General features: G+C 63.8%; 15 protein-coding genes. 7 read left to right on the forward strand and 8 right to left on the reverse strand.

The window, feature by feature from the left end:
- Positions 1–29: 29 nt before the first annotated feature.
- Together C8J98_RS15515 and C8J98_RS15520 are read right to left on the reverse strand one after the other, a co-directional pair.
- Positions 30–215 (reverse strand): CsbD family protein, encoded by a 186-nt coding sequence (locus C8J98_RS15515; RefSeq protein WP_107914096.1) that lies wholly within the window; start codon positions 213–215, stop codon positions 30–32.
- 104 nt (positions 216–319) lie between these two features.
- The gene (locus tag C8J98_RS15520) at positions 320–928 is read right to left on the reverse strand and encodes a flavodoxin family protein (protein WP_107914097.1); all 609 of its coding nucleotides are present in this window, start codon (positions 926–928) and stop codon (positions 320–322) included.
- A gap of 104 nt (positions 929–1,032) precedes the next feature.
- On the opposite strand from C8J98_RS15520, the gene C8J98_RS15525 reads away from it, so the two are divergent.
- Both C8J98_RS15525 and C8J98_RS15530 read left to right on the forward strand, forming a co-directional pair.
- Entirely contained in the window at positions 1,033–2,352 is a 1,320-nt protein-coding gene (locus C8J98_RS15525) for an Nramp family divalent metal transporter (protein WP_107914098.1), read from the forward strand.
- A gap of 313 nt (positions 2,353–2,665) precedes the next feature.
- Positions 2,666–3,175, forward strand: coding sequence for a ku family containing domain-containing protein (locus C8J98_RS15530; RefSeq protein WP_107914099.1), 510 nt, complete (start codon positions 2,666–2,668; stop codon positions 3,173–3,175).
- A gap of 79 nt (positions 3,176–3,254) precedes the next feature.
- Here C8J98_RS15530 and C8J98_RS22100 read toward each other — a convergent pair whose 3' ends face one another.
- Positions 3,255–3,410: a hypothetical protein gene (locus C8J98_RS22100; protein WP_158272731.1), complete on the reverse strand. Its 156-nt coding sequence runs from the start codon at positions 3,408–3,410 to the stop codon at positions 3,255–3,257.
- 495 nt (positions 3,411–3,905) lie between these two features.
- Here C8J98_RS22100 and C8J98_RS15535 point away from each other — a divergent pair, with 495 nt between their 5' ends.
- The 4 genes from C8J98_RS15535 (at position 3,906) to C8J98_RS15550 (ending at position 6,751) form a co-directional block, all read left to right on the forward strand.
- Positions 3,906–5,018: an S-(hydroxymethyl)glutathione dehydrogenase/class III alcohol dehydrogenase gene (locus C8J98_RS15535; protein ID WP_107914100.1), complete on the forward strand. Its 1,113-nt coding sequence runs from the start codon at positions 3,906–3,908 to the stop codon at positions 5,016–5,018.
- Between the two features lie 8 nt (positions 5,019–5,026).
- A complete protein-coding gene (locus C8J98_RS15540; RefSeq protein ID WP_107914101.1) occupies positions 5,027–5,443 on the forward strand; it encodes a ketosteroid isomerase-related protein in 417 nt (138 codons plus the stop codon).
- Between the two features lie 64 nt (positions 5,444–5,507).
- Entirely contained in the window at positions 5,508–6,494 is a 987-nt protein-coding gene (locus tag C8J98_RS15545) for an MBL fold metallo-hydrolase (protein WP_107914102.1), read from the forward strand.
- A gap of 32 nt (positions 6,495–6,526) precedes the next feature.
- A complete protein-coding gene (locus C8J98_RS15550) occupies positions 6,527–6,751 on the forward strand; it encodes an RNA-binding S4 domain-containing protein (protein ID WP_107914276.1) in 225 nt (74 codons plus the stop codon).
- Between the two features lie 68 nt (positions 6,752–6,819).
- Here the strand turns inward: C8J98_RS15550 and C8J98_RS15555 are convergent, their stop codons facing one another.
- From C8J98_RS15555 to lexA, 5 genes are all read right to left on the reverse strand, one after another.
- Positions 6,820–7,107: a hypothetical protein gene (locus C8J98_RS15555; RefSeq protein ID WP_107914103.1), complete on the reverse strand. Its 288-nt coding sequence runs from the start codon at positions 7,105–7,107 to the stop codon at positions 6,820–6,822.
- 220 nt (positions 7,108–7,327) lie between these two features.
- Positions 7,328–10,471: an error-prone DNA polymerase gene (locus C8J98_RS15560; protein ID WP_107914104.1), complete on the reverse strand. Its 3,144-nt coding sequence runs from the start codon at positions 10,469–10,471 to the stop codon at positions 7,328–7,330.
- A gap of 6 nt (positions 10,472–10,477) precedes the next feature.
- A complete protein-coding gene (locus C8J98_RS15565; RefSeq protein ID WP_107914105.1) occupies positions 10,478–11,887 on the reverse strand; it encodes a DNA polymerase Y family protein in 1,410 nt (469 codons plus the stop codon).
- A 73-nt stretch (positions 11,888–11,960) separates the two neighbouring features.
- A complete protein-coding gene (gene imuA, locus C8J98_RS15570) occupies positions 11,961–12,590 on the reverse strand; it encodes a translesion DNA synthesis-associated protein ImuA (protein ID WP_107914106.1) in 630 nt (209 codons plus the stop codon).
- A gap of 2 nt (positions 12,591–12,592) precedes the next feature.
- Positions 12,593–13,219 (reverse strand): transcriptional repressor LexA, encoded by a 627-nt coding sequence (lexA, locus tag C8J98_RS15575; protein WP_107914107.1) that lies wholly within the window; start codon positions 13,217–13,219, stop codon positions 12,593–12,595.
- Positions 13,220–13,513: 294 nt separating this feature from the next.
- On the opposite strand from lexA, the gene C8J98_RS22195 reads away from it, so the two are divergent.
- A complete protein-coding gene (locus C8J98_RS22195; RefSeq protein WP_199229933.1) occupies positions 13,514–13,882 on the forward strand; it encodes a hypothetical protein in 369 nt (122 codons plus the stop codon).
- Positions 13,883–13,896 lie beyond the last annotated feature (14 nt).

Genomic DNA, 13,896 nt, shown 5'->3' on the forward strand with positions numbered 1-13,896 from the left:
AGCCTGGGGACGGCTCCCGCGCAGCCAGATCAATGATGGCGGTCGGTGTCACGTGCTTTGTCCGCGGCCTTGCCGACTTCCTTCTGGACCTTGCCGGCATTCTTCTCGATGTTGCCGGCCGCTTCTTTGGCGTGATTGCCGGTGACCTTGCCGGTCACTTCCTTCACGGCGCCTTTGACTTCATGTTTCATGCCTTCGGTACGATTTTTGTCCACGATGGAAATCCTCACCTGACTCTGCGTCATTCGCAGCGGGATCGATTTACGCCGTTACGGCATTACAGATGCGTGAAGCGCATGTGCGTCGGCGTTCACCCCCCTCACGGCGGCGCAGGATAGTTCGAAGCCTTCAGGATCTTCGCCAAATGAGCCGCATTCGTGGTCAGCGTCGCTATGGTGCTGGCCACTTTTTCAGGTGTCTTTTTCAGGTCGATATAGTTGGTATCGCCCATCGCTTCACCCACCCAGTAAGCCGAACTGCCTGCCGGAATAGTGAAGCCGACATCGGCCAGCGCCTGGTAGATCTCGGCCGTTACGTGGTGGGCGCCGTCCTCGTTGCCGACTACACCGACGATGCCGACCTTACCGAAAGTAGGATAGCGGCCGTCGTCGCCGATATCGCCGAGAATGGCATCCATGCGCTCGATCACGCGCTTGGAGACGCTCGAAGGCTGTCCCATCCAGATCGGCGTGGCGATCACCAGGATGTCGGCTGCCATCAACCGTTCGCGCAGCTTTGGCCAGTCGTCGCCCGCACCCTCGTCGTGTTTCACGCCGGGCTTGATGTTCAGGTCCACCACCCGCGCACTGTCGGTTTCGACGCCATGCTTTTTCAGGCCGTCGAGCAACTGGTCCAGCAATTTCTGGGTCGAGGAGGGTTTGGGCGAGGGCGACAGCGTGCAGTTGAGTCCCAGGGCTTTCAGCGTCATGGAGTGTTCTCCGTTGGAAAGGCTCCAACGTGACGCCACGCACGTGCAATGCGCGTCGTCTTCAGGTGCATACGGCGCGGGGCTTCTTGGTTAGGATGACGCCCATGCTTTCCCTACCGAAGACGGCGACCGCGCCGTTCTGTCCTTCCGAAGTCGCCGGCTCGATCGTGGTTCCCATGGAGCTTCCATGGTGGAAGAAGGCCGCGCGCTTCGCCGGGCCCGGCCTGCTCGTGTCGGTTGGCTACATGGATCCAGGCAACTGGGCCACGGACATCGAGGCGGGTTCGCGCTTCGGTTACCGGTTGCTCTTCGTCGTACTGCTCTCCAGCCTCGCCGCCATCCTCCTGCAGTGCCTCGCGGCGCGGCTTGGCATCGCCACGCGCAAGGACCTCGCCCGACTGTCCAGCGAGCGATATCCCAAGGCGGTGGGACGGCTCCAGTGGGTGCTCGCCGAGATTTCGATCATCTCCTGCGACCTGGCCGAAGTGCTCGGCAGCGCGCTGGCTTTCAAACTGCTGTTCAACGTGTCCTTGCCAGTCGGCGTGGCCCTGACCGCGCTGGACACCTTCATCGTGCTCGGCCTGCAAGGGCAGGGGTTCCGTCGCGTGGAGGCGATCATCCTCGGCCTGGTCGGCACCATCGGCATCTGCTTCGTCGTGCAGCTGTTTCTCATCGGGCCCGACTGGGCCGCGGTGGCCGCGGGTTTCGTGCCGTCCCTGCATGCCTTGTCCTCGCGCGAACCGCTGTACCTGGCGATCGGTATCCTGGGCGCGACGATCATGCCGCACAACCTCTACCTGCATTCGTCCATCGTGCAGACGCGCGCCGTGTCCGGCGAGGAGGGTAAGCGCGATGCCATCCGGCTCACGCGCGTCGATACGATCGTCTCGCTGTGCCTCGCGCTGTTGATCAACGCGGCCATCCTCGTTGTCGCCGCCACGGCGTTCCATCGGACAGGCCGCACGGATGTGGCCGATATCTCCGATGCTTACCAGTTGTTGGCGCCGATCGCCGGGACCACCGTTGCCGCCTTGGCCTTCGCCATTGGTCTGTTCGCCTCGGGGCAGAGCTCCACGTTCACCGGCACCATCGCCGGACAGGTAATCATGGATGGTTTCCTCCAGATGAAGCTTCCCTGCTGGCAGCGGCGCCTGATTACCCGCGGGCTGGCCATCATCCCGGCGTTCATCGGCGTGGTGACCATGGGCGACCGGGCCATCGGCGCCCTGCTTGTAGCCAGTCAGGTGGTCCTGAGCCTCCAGTTGCCCTTTGCCATGTATCCACTGATCCGCTTTACCGACGACCGCCAGTTGATGGGCGTGTTCGCCAACACCCGCCTGGTGTCGTACTCGGCGTGGTTCCTGTTCGTAGTGATCTCGGCGGCCAACCTCTGGCTCGTAGCCCAGGTGTTCGCCCTGGCATGACGCAGGGCTGACACACGCATCACATACGGCCGCGCAGTCTCGTGTCCCGACGACATCACCGGTGCCCGAAGCGATGCAGAGTCCCTACGTTCCTGAAACGCCTGGCACCTCACCGGTCGTACCAGAAGAAAAGCCGAACGCGCCGAAGCCGGAAATGCCTGGCACCGATCCGATGAGGGATCGGCCGCAGGAACGTCCTCCGCATCCCGATGACCCCGAGGACGATGGCGTCCCCAGGCCACCGGCGCCCGAAGCGCTGGATGTTCGCATTCCATGACACAACGCATTCCCTGAAACCGGAGGAATTCCGCTCATGCCTGAGAAAAAAACCACTGCCAGGGCACGGAAGGACAAACGCGAAGGTAAAGCGGCCTCGACGCAGGCTGGCGAGTACGTGCGGGAAGAGATCGACCATGTGCGCGAAGGCAAGCATGGTGCACGGTCGGCCAAGCAGGCGATCGCGATCGGTCTGTCCAAGGCGCGCCGGGCCGGCGTGAAGGCCAAGCCGTCGAAGACCGCCAGCGCGGCGACGAAGAAGAAGGCGGCCCAGGATACGAAGGCCGCGACACGCAAGCGCTCGTCCGGCACGGCGGCGAAGAAATCTACCGCACGCAAGCGCGCGACGACCAAGGCGCTCAAGCGCGAAGGCACGGCATCTGTGTCGAAGCGGGCGCTCTCGACGCAGGCCAGGAAGAGCGCATCCAAGCGAACGGCGAGCAGCCGTTCGGCCGCCGCGAAGAAGGCGGCGCATACCAAGGGTGCAACGGGAAGGAAGACCGCCGCCAGGAAGGCGGCACGGACCAGGGCGAAGAAGGCTTCCTGATCGTGAATGGGCCCGCGTAAAGCGGGCCCATTGTTTTCGCTCATCCCGGACCGGGAGAGCGAGGCAGGAGAAGAGGACCTTAGACGGCTTCGCCGCTCAGACGGCTGGCGACTTCGCCGAGCCAGTCGTAACCGTCCATTTCGCCGCCGAACAGATCCATGCCAGCCATATCGGCGGCGGAGCCGTTCGAGAATTCGAAGGTCGAGATGCCGTAATCGTTGCGAAGTTCGTTCATATCGTTTCTCCCAGCCTTTATCGGGACCGGTTATCAATCGTCTGACGCCACGCCGCCGGTCTCTGGCGTGGCGGGAACCTTACGCTGCTGCAGGCCGTTAACGATGGCGCTGAGCGACTGGTCCGTTTCGTTTGGTGAACAATGGGTTCGTTAGTCTTTCGTCATGCCCTTTTCGGGCTTAATTTCTGTACTAACCAGTTTCCTGTGCACCCCTTTGTGTGGGCGCCCCTCGGCTTTACAAGGGCTTCCAACCGTTAAATGCTTGGACAGCGGGTGTAAGCAAAAGGTTCAAAACAAATTCCATCGAGGCTGGCGTGGCCCTTCGGCGAGTCCCTTGCGGCGGCCTTTCGTTCGCCGTTTGGACCCCATCTGTTAACCCTAGTTTAACTCAAGGGCTGCCGGGCTGCCACGCTGGCGCTTGCTGCCGTTCAGTTAGAATTGACGATCCCCCCGGCCCAGAGCCGGTATGACCGCCTTTGTACGAGGAACTCCGCCATGAAGTCTCGCGCCGCCGTTGCCTGGGAAGCCGGAAAGCCGCTTTCCATCGAAGAAATCGATGTCCAGGGTCCGAAGGCCGGTGAAGTGCTGGTGCGGATCGTGGCTACGGGTGTGTGCCATACCGATGCCTACACGTTGTCGGGCGATGACCCGGAAGGCGCCTTCCCGGTCATCCTCGGTCACGAGGGTGGCGGTATCGTGGAGGAGGTCGGCGAAGGGGTGACCTCGGTCAAGGTTGGCGACCATGTCATTCCGCTCTATACGCCCGAGTGCGGCGAGTGCAAGTTCTGCCTGTCTGGCAAGACGAACCTCTGCCAGAAGATCCGCCTGACGCAAGGCAGGGGCCTGATGCCGGACGGTACCTCCCGGTTCTCGATGGGCGGCAGGCAGCTGCTCCATTACATGGGCACGAGCACTTTCAGCGAATACACCGTGCTGCCGGAAATCTCGCTGGCGAAGATCAGCAAGGAAGCGCCGCTGGAGAAGGTCTGCCTCCTCGGTTGCGGGATCACCACCGGCATCGGTGCGGTCCTGAACACGGCCAGGGTGGAGCCGGGTTCCACCGTGGCCGTGTTCGGCATGGGCGGCATCGGCCTGTCGGTGGTGCAGGGTGCGGTGATGGCAAAAGCCTCGCGCATCATCGTGGTCGATACCAATCCCTCTAAGTTCGAGATGGCGAAGATGCTGGGCGCCACCGACTGCATCAATCCGCGCGACTATCCGGACACGCCGATCCAGCAGGTCATCGTCGACCTGACCGACGGCGGCGTCGACTATTCGTTCGAGTGCATCGGCAGCGTCGACGTAATGCGCGCCGCGCTCGAGTGCTGCCACAAGGGCTGGGGCGAGTCGATCATCATCGGCGTCGCCGGTGCCGGCCAGGAGATCCGCACGCGGCCCTTCCAACTGGTGACGGGGCGCGTCTGGCGCGGTTCGGCATTCGGCGGGGTGAAGGGGCGCAGCCAGTTGCCCGGTTACGTCGATCGCTACATGGGTGGTGAGATCAAGATCGACCCGATGATCACGTATACGATGGGGCTGGAAGAGATCAATCGCGCCTTCGACCTCATGCACGAGGGCAAGGCCATCCGCTCCGTCATTATTTATTGAGCTTGCCGATGAATGCATCGATCGACCTGATCCGCCGCTACCACGAGGCGTTTAACCGCGCCGACTGGCCAGGCATGCTGGCGCTGCTGGACGAGCACGTCATTCATGACCTCAACCAGAGCGGCCGTGAAATCGGGCGCGAGCGTTTCGCCGCGTTCCTGCAGCGAACGACCGTCAGCTATGACGAGCAGCTCAAGAACGTGGTCGTGATGGCGAATGAAACCGGTACCCGGGCCGCCGCGGAATACATCATCCACGGCATGTACAAGGCGACCGACGAAGGGCTTCCGCTGGCCCAGGGCCAGTCGTACGCCATGCCCGGTGGCGCGTTCTTCGAGATCGCCGACGGTAGGATCATGCGGGTCAGCAACTACTACAACCTGGAAGACTGGCTCTCCCAGATACGTCGGATCGATGTCGACTAAGCCTTGAACGAACGGGAAACGGGCCGCAGGTCTTCTGCGACCCGTTTCCCATTCAAGGTTGAGCATGGCCTGGACGAACCCGTACTTCGACCGTTCGAAGGAACATCACACGCCGGAAGGATTCCGCAACCTTGAACCGGAACTACGGCCGCCAGGCGGCCTGAAGCGCTGGCGCAAGGAGCGCAAGGAGCAACAGCTACCCCGCCCGCCTGAGGCCGGTTATGAGGCCTTCGCCCGCCGCTGGTGGCAGACCGCCGACCTCGGTGGCACCCAGGATGCCGCCTGGTGGCTTGGCCACGCCACCGTTCTGGTGCGGCACAAGGGCCTTACGGTGCTTACCGATCCCGTGCTTGGGCAGCGTGCTTCGCCACTCTCGTTTGCGGGCCCCGCGCGTCGCACGATAGCGCCCGTGGACGTGGCTGGTCTTCCCGCCATCGACGTCGTGGTGATCTCGCACAACCACTACGACCATCTCGATAACGCGACGGTGCATGCCCTCGCCCGGCGTTTCCCGCAGGCTGTTTTCCTTGTGCCACTGGGCCTGAAGCGCTGGTTCGACAAGGCGGGCATCGGCAATGTCCGCGAGCTGGACTGGTGGGCGAGCACCGAGGTTCGGGGTGCCTTGTTCACGTTCGTGCCGGCGCGCCACTGGAGTGCGCGGACGCTCTGGGACCGTAATCGCTCGCTCTGGGGCGGCTGGGTCATGGATCACCAGGGCTTCCGCTTCTGGTTCGCGGGCGATACGGGTTACTCCGACAAGCTCGCTGAGATCGGCCGCCGGGCGGGCCCGATCGATCTTGCGGCCATTCCCATTGGCGCTTATGCGCCTCGCTGGTTCATGCAAGGGCAGCACGTGGACCCCGCCCAGGCGGTGCAACTGCACCGGGAGGTCGGCTGCAAGCGCTCCATCGCGATCCATTGGGGGGTGTTCGAGCTGGCCGATGACCAGCTGGATGAGCCGCCGCGGCTGCTCAAAGAGGCGCTGGCCGAGGGAGGCATTACAGAGGAGGACTTCATGCTGCTCAACATCGGCGGCCGAATTGCGCTCTAATGGCAGACCCGATCATCCGAAAGCCGCCCACCATGTCGTTTCATGAATTCCGCCTCGAAGGCGAGTACGTCGAACTCAACCTGCTGCTGAAGCTCGCCGGTCTCGCCGGAAGCGGTGGCGAAGGCAAGCGTTTCGTCGCCGATGGCCTGGTGACGGTCGACGGTGTCGTCGAACTGCGCAAGACGCACAAGGTACGTGCCGGACAAGTGGTGAAGTTCGGCGAGGAAGAGATCAGCGTGTTGCCCGAAATCGACTGATCGTCGGCGGCACCCACAAAAAACCCGGCGCTGCAAAGCGCCGGGTTTTTTCGTTCACGCGGCTGGAATTACATGCCCGCCGTGGACGCCTTGGCCGGAGCAGCCTCGTCCGTGGCCTTCTTGTGCGCCTTCTTGTGGGTCGACTTCATGGCGCCGCCGGCAGCGGCGTCCGACTTCATGGAATCGCCCGACTTCATGGAATCGCCCGACTTCATCGAATCGCTGCCCGTGTGCATGGGCGTGGCGGCCGTGGCGGCGGGGGTCGGATCCTTCTTCATCGAATCCTGCGCGAAAGCCGCGCCGCTCATCACCGTACAACCAGCCAGCATCGCGAGGATCAGTTTCGTGTTGCGCATGACGTAGCTCCTGGAACTTGTGGCGCCGATAGGAACATTGCGATACCCGGCGCAAAAGGTACCGCTCACCGGTGACCCGGACTAAGTGCGTGGTGCAGACGCTATCCCTTTTTCGATGAACGTTGCTCTTGCAACGCAGCATTTCGAAGGCGTTCGTTCAGCTTAAAATTTGCATCTGTTAAGTGACGGCATAGGATGCGTGGCGTGAGCGGCGGATCGACTAATGGAAGTCGCGTGAAACCGAGCCCAGGGCGGGAAGCAAGTCACTGAAATCGTGAAGACGATTCGCTATCAGGTGACGCACGCCGTCGATCGATTGCCACTGCCCGTCGACCGCAAGGAGCACCGCGTCGAGCAGCGCCTGGCGACAGGCCTCGGCCACCCTGGGTCGCACGATGACGTTGACCTGACCGGTTTCGTCTTCCAGCGTGACAAACGTGATGCCGCTGGCGGTCTGCGGGCGTTGCCGCACGGTGACCAGGCCGGCGTGGCGTAACCAGCTTCCGTTGCGTGTGGTTTCCAGTTCGCTGGCGCGACGCACGCGCCGGGACTGCAAGTTCTTGCGAATCAGGCTGAGCGGATGCGCGGTGAGCGAAAGGCCGTGGGTGGCGTAATCGGCGAAGACATTTTCCGTGAGCGTGGGCGGCCGCAGGATCGGGCGTTCTTCGGCCACGTTGTCGAGCAGGGGCAGTGCCCGCTCGATGCCCGAACTCTCCCAGCGTGCGCGATGGCGATGGCCGCTGAGGACTCGCAAGGCCCCCGCATCGGCAAGGCGTTCGCGCTCGAAACGATTCATCCCGGCGCGTCGGGCGAGATCGGCCAGGTCGCGGAAAGGCGCCACGGTCCGTGCGGCCATGATCCGCGCGCCGAGATCGGCCGACAGCCCGCCGATCAGGCGTAGTCCCAAACGCAGGGCGAACGCATCGGCGTTCTTCGCCAGGGGCTCCAGGGTGCAGTCCCAGTCGCTGGTCGTGACATCGGGCGGGCGCACTTCCACTCCATGGCGGCGCAGGTCGGCCACCAGTTGTGCCGGCGCGTAGAAGCCCATCGGCTGGCTGTTGAGCAACGCACAGGTGAATACCGCCGGGTGGTGGCACTTCATGAAGGAGGATGCATAGGCGATCAGGGCGAAACCGGCCGAATGCGATTCGGGAAAGCCGTAACTGCCAAAGCCCTGGATCTGGTCGATGATCTGCTGGGTGAATTCGGGTGTGTATCCGTTCTTCGCCATGTTGTGGCGAATCCTTGGCTCGAACTTCTGCAGGCCGCCACGCCGCTTCCACGCCGCCATGGAACGGCGCAACTCATCCGATTCGCCAGCGGTGAAATTGGCCACGACCTGCAGGATCGCCATGACCTGCTCCTGGAAGATCGGCACGCCGAGCGTGCGCTCCAGCACCGGCCGCACCCCGTGTTCGTAGACGATCTCACTGGCGGGAAGCTTTCGTCGCTGCAGATAGGGATGGACCATGCCGCCCTGGATAGGGCCAGGCCGGACGATCGCCACCTGGATGACCAGGTCGTAATAGCAGGCGGGTTTCAGTCGCGGCAGCATCGACATCTGCGCGCGCGATTCGATCTGGAAGACGCCGACGGTATCGGCGTGCTGGATCATCGCGTAGGTATCGGGGTCGTTCATCGGAATGTCGGCGAGGCGTCGGTAATCCTTGCCGCCAAGCTTGCGCAACAGGTCGACCGCCTTGCGCATGCAGGTGAGCATGCCCAGTGCCAGGCAGTCCACCTTGAGCAGCTTCATCGTTTCCAGGTCGTCCTTGTCCCACTGGATGATCGTGCGATCGTCCATCGCCGCGTTCTCCACTGGCACGAGATAGTGCAGTGGGGTGTCGGAGATGACGAAGCCGCCCACATGCTGCGAAAGGTGCCGGGGCATGCCGTTGAGTTCCTCCACCAGCACGACCAGCTGGCGAATGGTCCGGCTGGCGATGTCGAAGCCGCGCTCCTGCAGGCGCACGGTGATCGGTACATCACCATGCGCATGCGAATAGGCATGGCTGAGCTGGTCGAGCTGGTCTTCTGACAGGCCAAGCGCGCGACCCACGTCGCGCGCGGCACTTTTGCGTCGATAGCTGATCACGGTGGCGGCGAGCGCGGCGCGTTCGCGTCCGTATTTGTTGAAGACGTACTGCAGCACCTCCTCGCGCCGTTCGTGCTCGAAGTCGACATCGATATCCGGCGGTTCATCGCGTTCGATCGAAATGAACCGCTCGAAGAGCGTGGAGATCTGCGCTGGATTGACCTCGGTGATACCCAGGCAGAAGCAGACCACGGAGTTCGCCGCCGAGCCACGGCCCTGGCAGAGGATCTCGCGCGAGCGGGCGAACCGCACGATGTCCTGCACGGTGAGGAAGAAAGCCTCGTACTGCATCTGGCCGACCAGCGTCAGCTCTTTCTCGATGCGCTCGACCAGGTGGACGGGAATGCCTTCGGGCCAGCGCGTGGCGGCGCCGGCATAGGTGAGCTGGCGCAGGTAGGCCGGCGCATCCATGCCTTCGGGCACCAGTTCGCGCGGGTAGACGTAGTTGATGCCGCGGATGTCGAAACCCGTGCAACGCGCGGCAACCACGAGCGTCTCGTCGATGAGGTCGCCAGGATAGATGCGTGCGATGGTTTCGCGCCGGCGCAGGTGACGTTCGCCGTTGGGAAATAGCGCATGACCCGCCTCGGCGACGGGATGGTTGAGCCGGATTGCCGTCATCACGTCCTGCAGGGCGCGACGACGGCGCAGGTGCATGTGGACATCTCCGGTAGCGACGCAAGGCAACACGTGGCGTGCGCCGAGCTCGCGCAGGGCGATCAGCTCGGCATCGTCGTGCTGGCCACGGTGCAGCTCGACGGCAAGCCATGCACGGTCGCTGAAATGCTTCGCCACCCAGCGTGCGCGCTCGTCGTGCAGCGCGGCGTCGTTGGCGTTCAGGGGCCCGGGAATCCATAGCAGGCAGAGACCTTCGGCGAGGGATTCGAAGTCGGCACGGTGCAACTCATAGTGACCCTTGGATGCGCGTCGGCGACCCAGGGTGATAAGGCGGCACAGTTCGGTATAGCCGGCCTGGTTCTCCACCAGCAGGACCAGCACGGTACCGTCCTCGAGGCGGAACTCGTTACCGACGATCAGGGGAAGGTCGCTCTCCAGCGAAGCCTCCAGCGCACGCACGATGCCGGAGAGTGAGCACTCGTCGGTGATGGCCAGTGCGCTGTAACCGATGTCCTTCGCACGCTCGAACAGTTCGCGTGCGTTGGAGGCGCCGCGCTGGAAACTGAAGTCACTCAGTGCATGCAGTTCGGCATAAGCGGGGGCGGGGGCATCCCCGTCATTGGCGGGAGGTGGCAGCTCGAAGGGAAGCATGGGAATTCAGGCGAACCAGCCGTGCAGCATCCAGCCGTCGAGCGTGCCGGGCGGCAGGTAGGCCCAGGCCTGCTGGCCCTGTGCCGTGCGTACGATGTAGTAATCGCGACGTGCATCCGCGCCATCCCACCAGCCGCTCTCGATGCGCTCGGGCCCGGCGAGGACAGCGACCGGCTCCGGCCGCATGGGCATCGGCCGGGGCAGCAACCAGAGTGGCCGGCGTCGACGCGGCAGGGAAACGACAGGACCGGGGGTGCCATAACGCATGGCGCGCTCGGGCCGGTGATCGGCGACCAGGGCGATCTGCCGCAATGCCGCGTCGCCCAGGCGTGCACGCAGGCGTTCGTCCAGTGTCGGCCAGTCCAGACCGTCACCCCGAACGGGTTCGAACAGGTCGCGCAAGGGTGGTCTGAAGACCGGCAATTCTTCCGCGACGAGTTCGATCGCCCGGGCCGGGGCCGGTAGCGTGGTTCGTTCGAGGCGTGTACGCGCCAGTTCGAAAAGGCGCTCGGCTTCGCGCTGAGGAGCCGCCATGGCAACCACGATGCGGGTGCTCTGGCCACGTGCGTGTTCGAGTGTCAGGGTGAAACGTTGCACGCCGCCGTCGCGTGCGGCAAGCAGGTTGGCCAGTTCGCGAGTCAGGCGGCGCAGCGGGAACAGCAAGGGCTGGCTACCGTCGAGCTCACCGTCGAATTCGATTTTCTGCAGGAAGTTTGCCGGCGGCTGCCAGGCGGGCAGCGCATGGGCCGACTGGCCACGGATGCGATCGAGCCAGGCCACGCCATCGCGGCCGATGCGTCGGGTCAATTCGGGGCGGGGCAGGCGGAAGATGTCTTCCAGGCGACGGAAGCCCATCGCCTGCAACGACTTCACCATGCTGGCAGACAGTCCGCTCCGGGCCAGTGGCAGCGCCGCAAGCATGCGCAGCACACCTTCGCGTTCGGGCAGCACCATGCCATCCGCACTCGCGGCGAAAATCCATGAGGCCGAAGCGAAGGGCGTGGCGGCCATGGTGTGCGGATGGCCTTGTTCAAGCAGCCCGCTACGCAGGCGCTCGGCAAGTACCGGCCATCCATCGAACAAGCGCAGGCTGGCGCCCACCTCCATCAGGATGGCCTGGGGTGGCGCCAGGCTGACATGGCCGCTGAACTGGTAACACCAGGCGGCAATGCCGGCGAGCAGCCGGGTTTCGGCGTCGCGGTCGCGTGGGCGTACATCGAGGGCCGGGCAGAGCGCCCGTGCGGCGGCGACGCTCTGCCCACGGCGGACGCCGAAGGCTGTGGCTTCTTCGTTGGCGGCGGCAATCAGGCGCTGGCGTGCGTGGCCGTCGAGGAGAGCGGAGGGGCCTGCCTCCGGTGTCGCGGCGAAGGCGGCGGAGAACGCCAGGCCGGGAAAACGGAGGCAGGCCCAAAGCATGGCTGCGGAAGAGGGGCGACGACGGAGCGTCCGTCACGACGGCGTGTTGAACGCGGCGTCATGACGGGATCCATCAGGCCCGCATGCGCAGCAGCGGAGCGGTGGTAGTCAGCAGACCGCGCGATTTGAGGACATCCACGTAGGTGGCCTCGTCGCTGTTGCTGACCTTGAGGCGGAGCGCGGCCGGGCTGTTCTGAGCGGCATGTGTGGACGGGCGGAAAATCATCGCGCAGGCGTCACCGGTTTCGGCGGCCAACTGCAGGCGACGCAGGCTGCGGTAATCGATGTCGGGCAACCAGCCCACCACGGCGCCGCAACAACCCGATCGCAGGCACTGTTCCATGCTCCATGCGGCCTCGGTGCTTCCTGCATGGATTTCATGCAGGAAGCGCAGGTCGACACCGGCCGCGGCCAGCGCGGGGGCATAGGGAAGATAAGGCGGCGCGACGAAGATTACCCGGCGGTGCTCCTGGGTCAGCGCGGCCAGTGCAGGCATGACCAGGTCCAGTTCGCCCAGGCCGTCGTGTTCGAACAGGATTTCGCTGAGGGCGCCCTGCGGCCAGCCGCCGCCGGGCAGTTTCGCGTCGAGCGAAGTCCAGCCGGTGGACAGCGCGCGTACGCGCGGCTGACGGTCGGCGGAACGCCGCCAGATACCGGGATGGTCGAGCACCTGAGCGAGATTCGGAGAGGCGATGGCGTTCATGGTCAGGTCCTGCGGATGATGCCGACGTAACGCCCTTCGATGGCGAACGCGTGGCGACGGGGGTCGACTTCGATCGGCTCGAAGTCGGGATTTTCAGGCAGCAACAGGACACGGTTGCGGTCGTGCTTGAGGCGTTTCACGGTGACTTCGTCGTCGAGACGGGCGACTACGATCTGGCCGTCGGTGGCGACGGCCGTCTTGTGTACGGCAAGCAGGTCGCCATCGAGGATGCCGGCATCGCGCATGCTCAGGCCGACGACACGCAGGAGGTAGTCGGCGCGCGGGCGGAACAGCGCGGGATCGACTTCCAGTTGCGATTCGACGTTTTCCTCGGCGAGGATGGGCGAGCCGGCGGCGACCCGGCCGATCAGCGGTAGCTCGTTGGCAGTCTGACCCCGGAAGCTCGAGGCCAGGCCGCCCGGCAGGCGCAGGCCGCGGTGCTGCGGGGAGCGCTCCAGCACGCCCTTGCGGACCAGGGACTCGACGCAGGCCTGTGCAGAGCTGTGGCTGGAAAAGCCCAGGGCATCGGCGATCTCGCGCAGCGTCGGTGGCAGCCCCTGTGTCTGCAGGTATTCCTGAAGGAAGGAAAGGGTCTTTTGCTGACGCTCGGTAAGGGTAGGTGTCGACATGCGTACATTTGTACACATGCCGGAGGACTCATGCAAGGGGGAAGGTGTTTACGGGATGTCTCAAGGGTGGGCCGGCGCCTGTCATTCCGGATTTCTCCTACACGACTGCGAGGGCGAAGGCGTCTGGAGGCTGCTTACGGAAGAGTCAAAGATGACAAATCCCCCGGATAAGCCGCCTTAGCGGCCTGGTGAACTGCCATGAGCGCTGCCCCCGTCTCCAGCGAGACACCCCCGTCGCCTTCAACGGGCTGCGCGCAGCTTGCTTGCTCCACAACGCTCCCGCAGGATACCGCCATGGAACATAGACTTACCCGCCTGGAAGCGACTACCCAGCATATTCAGGATGATCTTCGCGGTCTTCGTACCGAGGTGAGCGACTTCAAAGGCGAGATGCGCGAGTTCAAAGGCGAGATGCGCGAGTTCAAAGGCGAGATGCGCGCGTTTAAAAGCGAGATGGTCGAGTTCAAAGGCGAGATGCGCGCGTTTAAAAGCGAGATGGTCGAGTTCAAAAGTGAGATGCGCGACTTCCAGAAAGAAGTTCGGTCCGAGTTCCGTGATGTCCGCCATCAGGCACGTACGGATTTCCGCCTTTTATTCGGCGCACTGATCGGCGTTGCCTTGGGTATGGCTACCCTGATGGCCAAGGGTTTTCATTGGATTTGATTTAACCGTTGCAC

Origin of the sequence: Luteibacter sp. OK325 (assembly GCF_003050935.1) — a bacterium.
GTDB lineage: Bacteria > Pseudomonadota > Gammaproteobacteria > Xanthomonadales > Rhodanobacteraceae > Luteibacter.

Excerpts from the sequence above, each read along its gene's own strand:
- C8J98_RS15520 (WP_107914097.1), bottom strand. The coding sequence starts at position 928 with ATGACGCTGAAAGCCCTGGGACTCAACTGCACGCTGTCGCCCTCGCCC.
- C8J98_RS15525 (WP_107914098.1), top strand. The coding sequence starts at position 1,033 with ATGCTTTCCCTACCGAAGACGGCGACCGCGCCGTTCTGTCCTTCCGAA.
- C8J98_RS15530 (WP_107914099.1), top strand. The coding sequence starts at position 2,666 with ATGCCTGAGAAAAAAACCACTGCCAGGGCACGGAAGGACAAACGCGAA.
- C8J98_RS22100 (WP_158272731.1), bottom strand. The coding sequence starts at position 3,410 with ATGAACGAACTTCGCAACGATTACGGCATCTCGACCTTCGAATTCTCG.
- C8J98_RS15535 (WP_107914100.1), top strand. The coding sequence starts at position 3,906 with ATGAAGTCTCGCGCCGCCGTTGCCTGGGAAGCCGGAAAGCCGCTTTCC.
- C8J98_RS15540 (WP_107914101.1), top strand. The coding sequence starts at position 5,027 with ATGAATGCATCGATCGACCTGATCCGCCGCTACCACGAGGCGTTTAAC.
- C8J98_RS15545 (WP_107914102.1), top strand. The coding sequence starts at position 5,508 with ATGGCCTGGACGAACCCGTACTTCGACCGTTCGAAGGAACATCACACG.
- C8J98_RS15550 (WP_107914276.1), top strand. The coding sequence starts at position 6,527 with ATGTCGTTTCATGAATTCCGCCTCGAAGGCGAGTACGTCGAACTCAAC.
- C8J98_RS15555 (WP_107914103.1), bottom strand. The coding sequence starts at position 7,107 with ATGCGCAACACGAAACTGATCCTCGCGATGCTGGCTGGTTGTACGGTG.
- C8J98_RS15560 (WP_107914104.1), bottom strand. The coding sequence starts at position 10,471 with ATGCTTCCCTTCGAGCTGCCACCTCCCGCCAATGACGGGGATGCCCCC.
- C8J98_RS15565 (WP_107914105.1), bottom strand. The coding sequence starts at position 11,887 with ATGCTTTGGGCCTGCCTCCGTTTTCCCGGCCTGGCGTTCTCCGCCGCC.
- imuA (WP_107914106.1), bottom strand. The coding sequence starts at position 12,590 with ATGAACGCCATCGCCTCTCCGAATCTCGCTCAGGTGCTCGACCATCCC.
- lexA (WP_107914107.1), bottom strand. The coding sequence starts at position 13,219 with ATGTCGACACCTACCCTTACCGAGCGTCAGCAAAAGACCCTTTCCTTC.
- C8J98_RS22195 (WP_199229933.1), top strand. The coding sequence starts at position 13,514 with ATGGAACATAGACTTACCCGCCTGGAAGCGACTACCCAGCATATTCAG.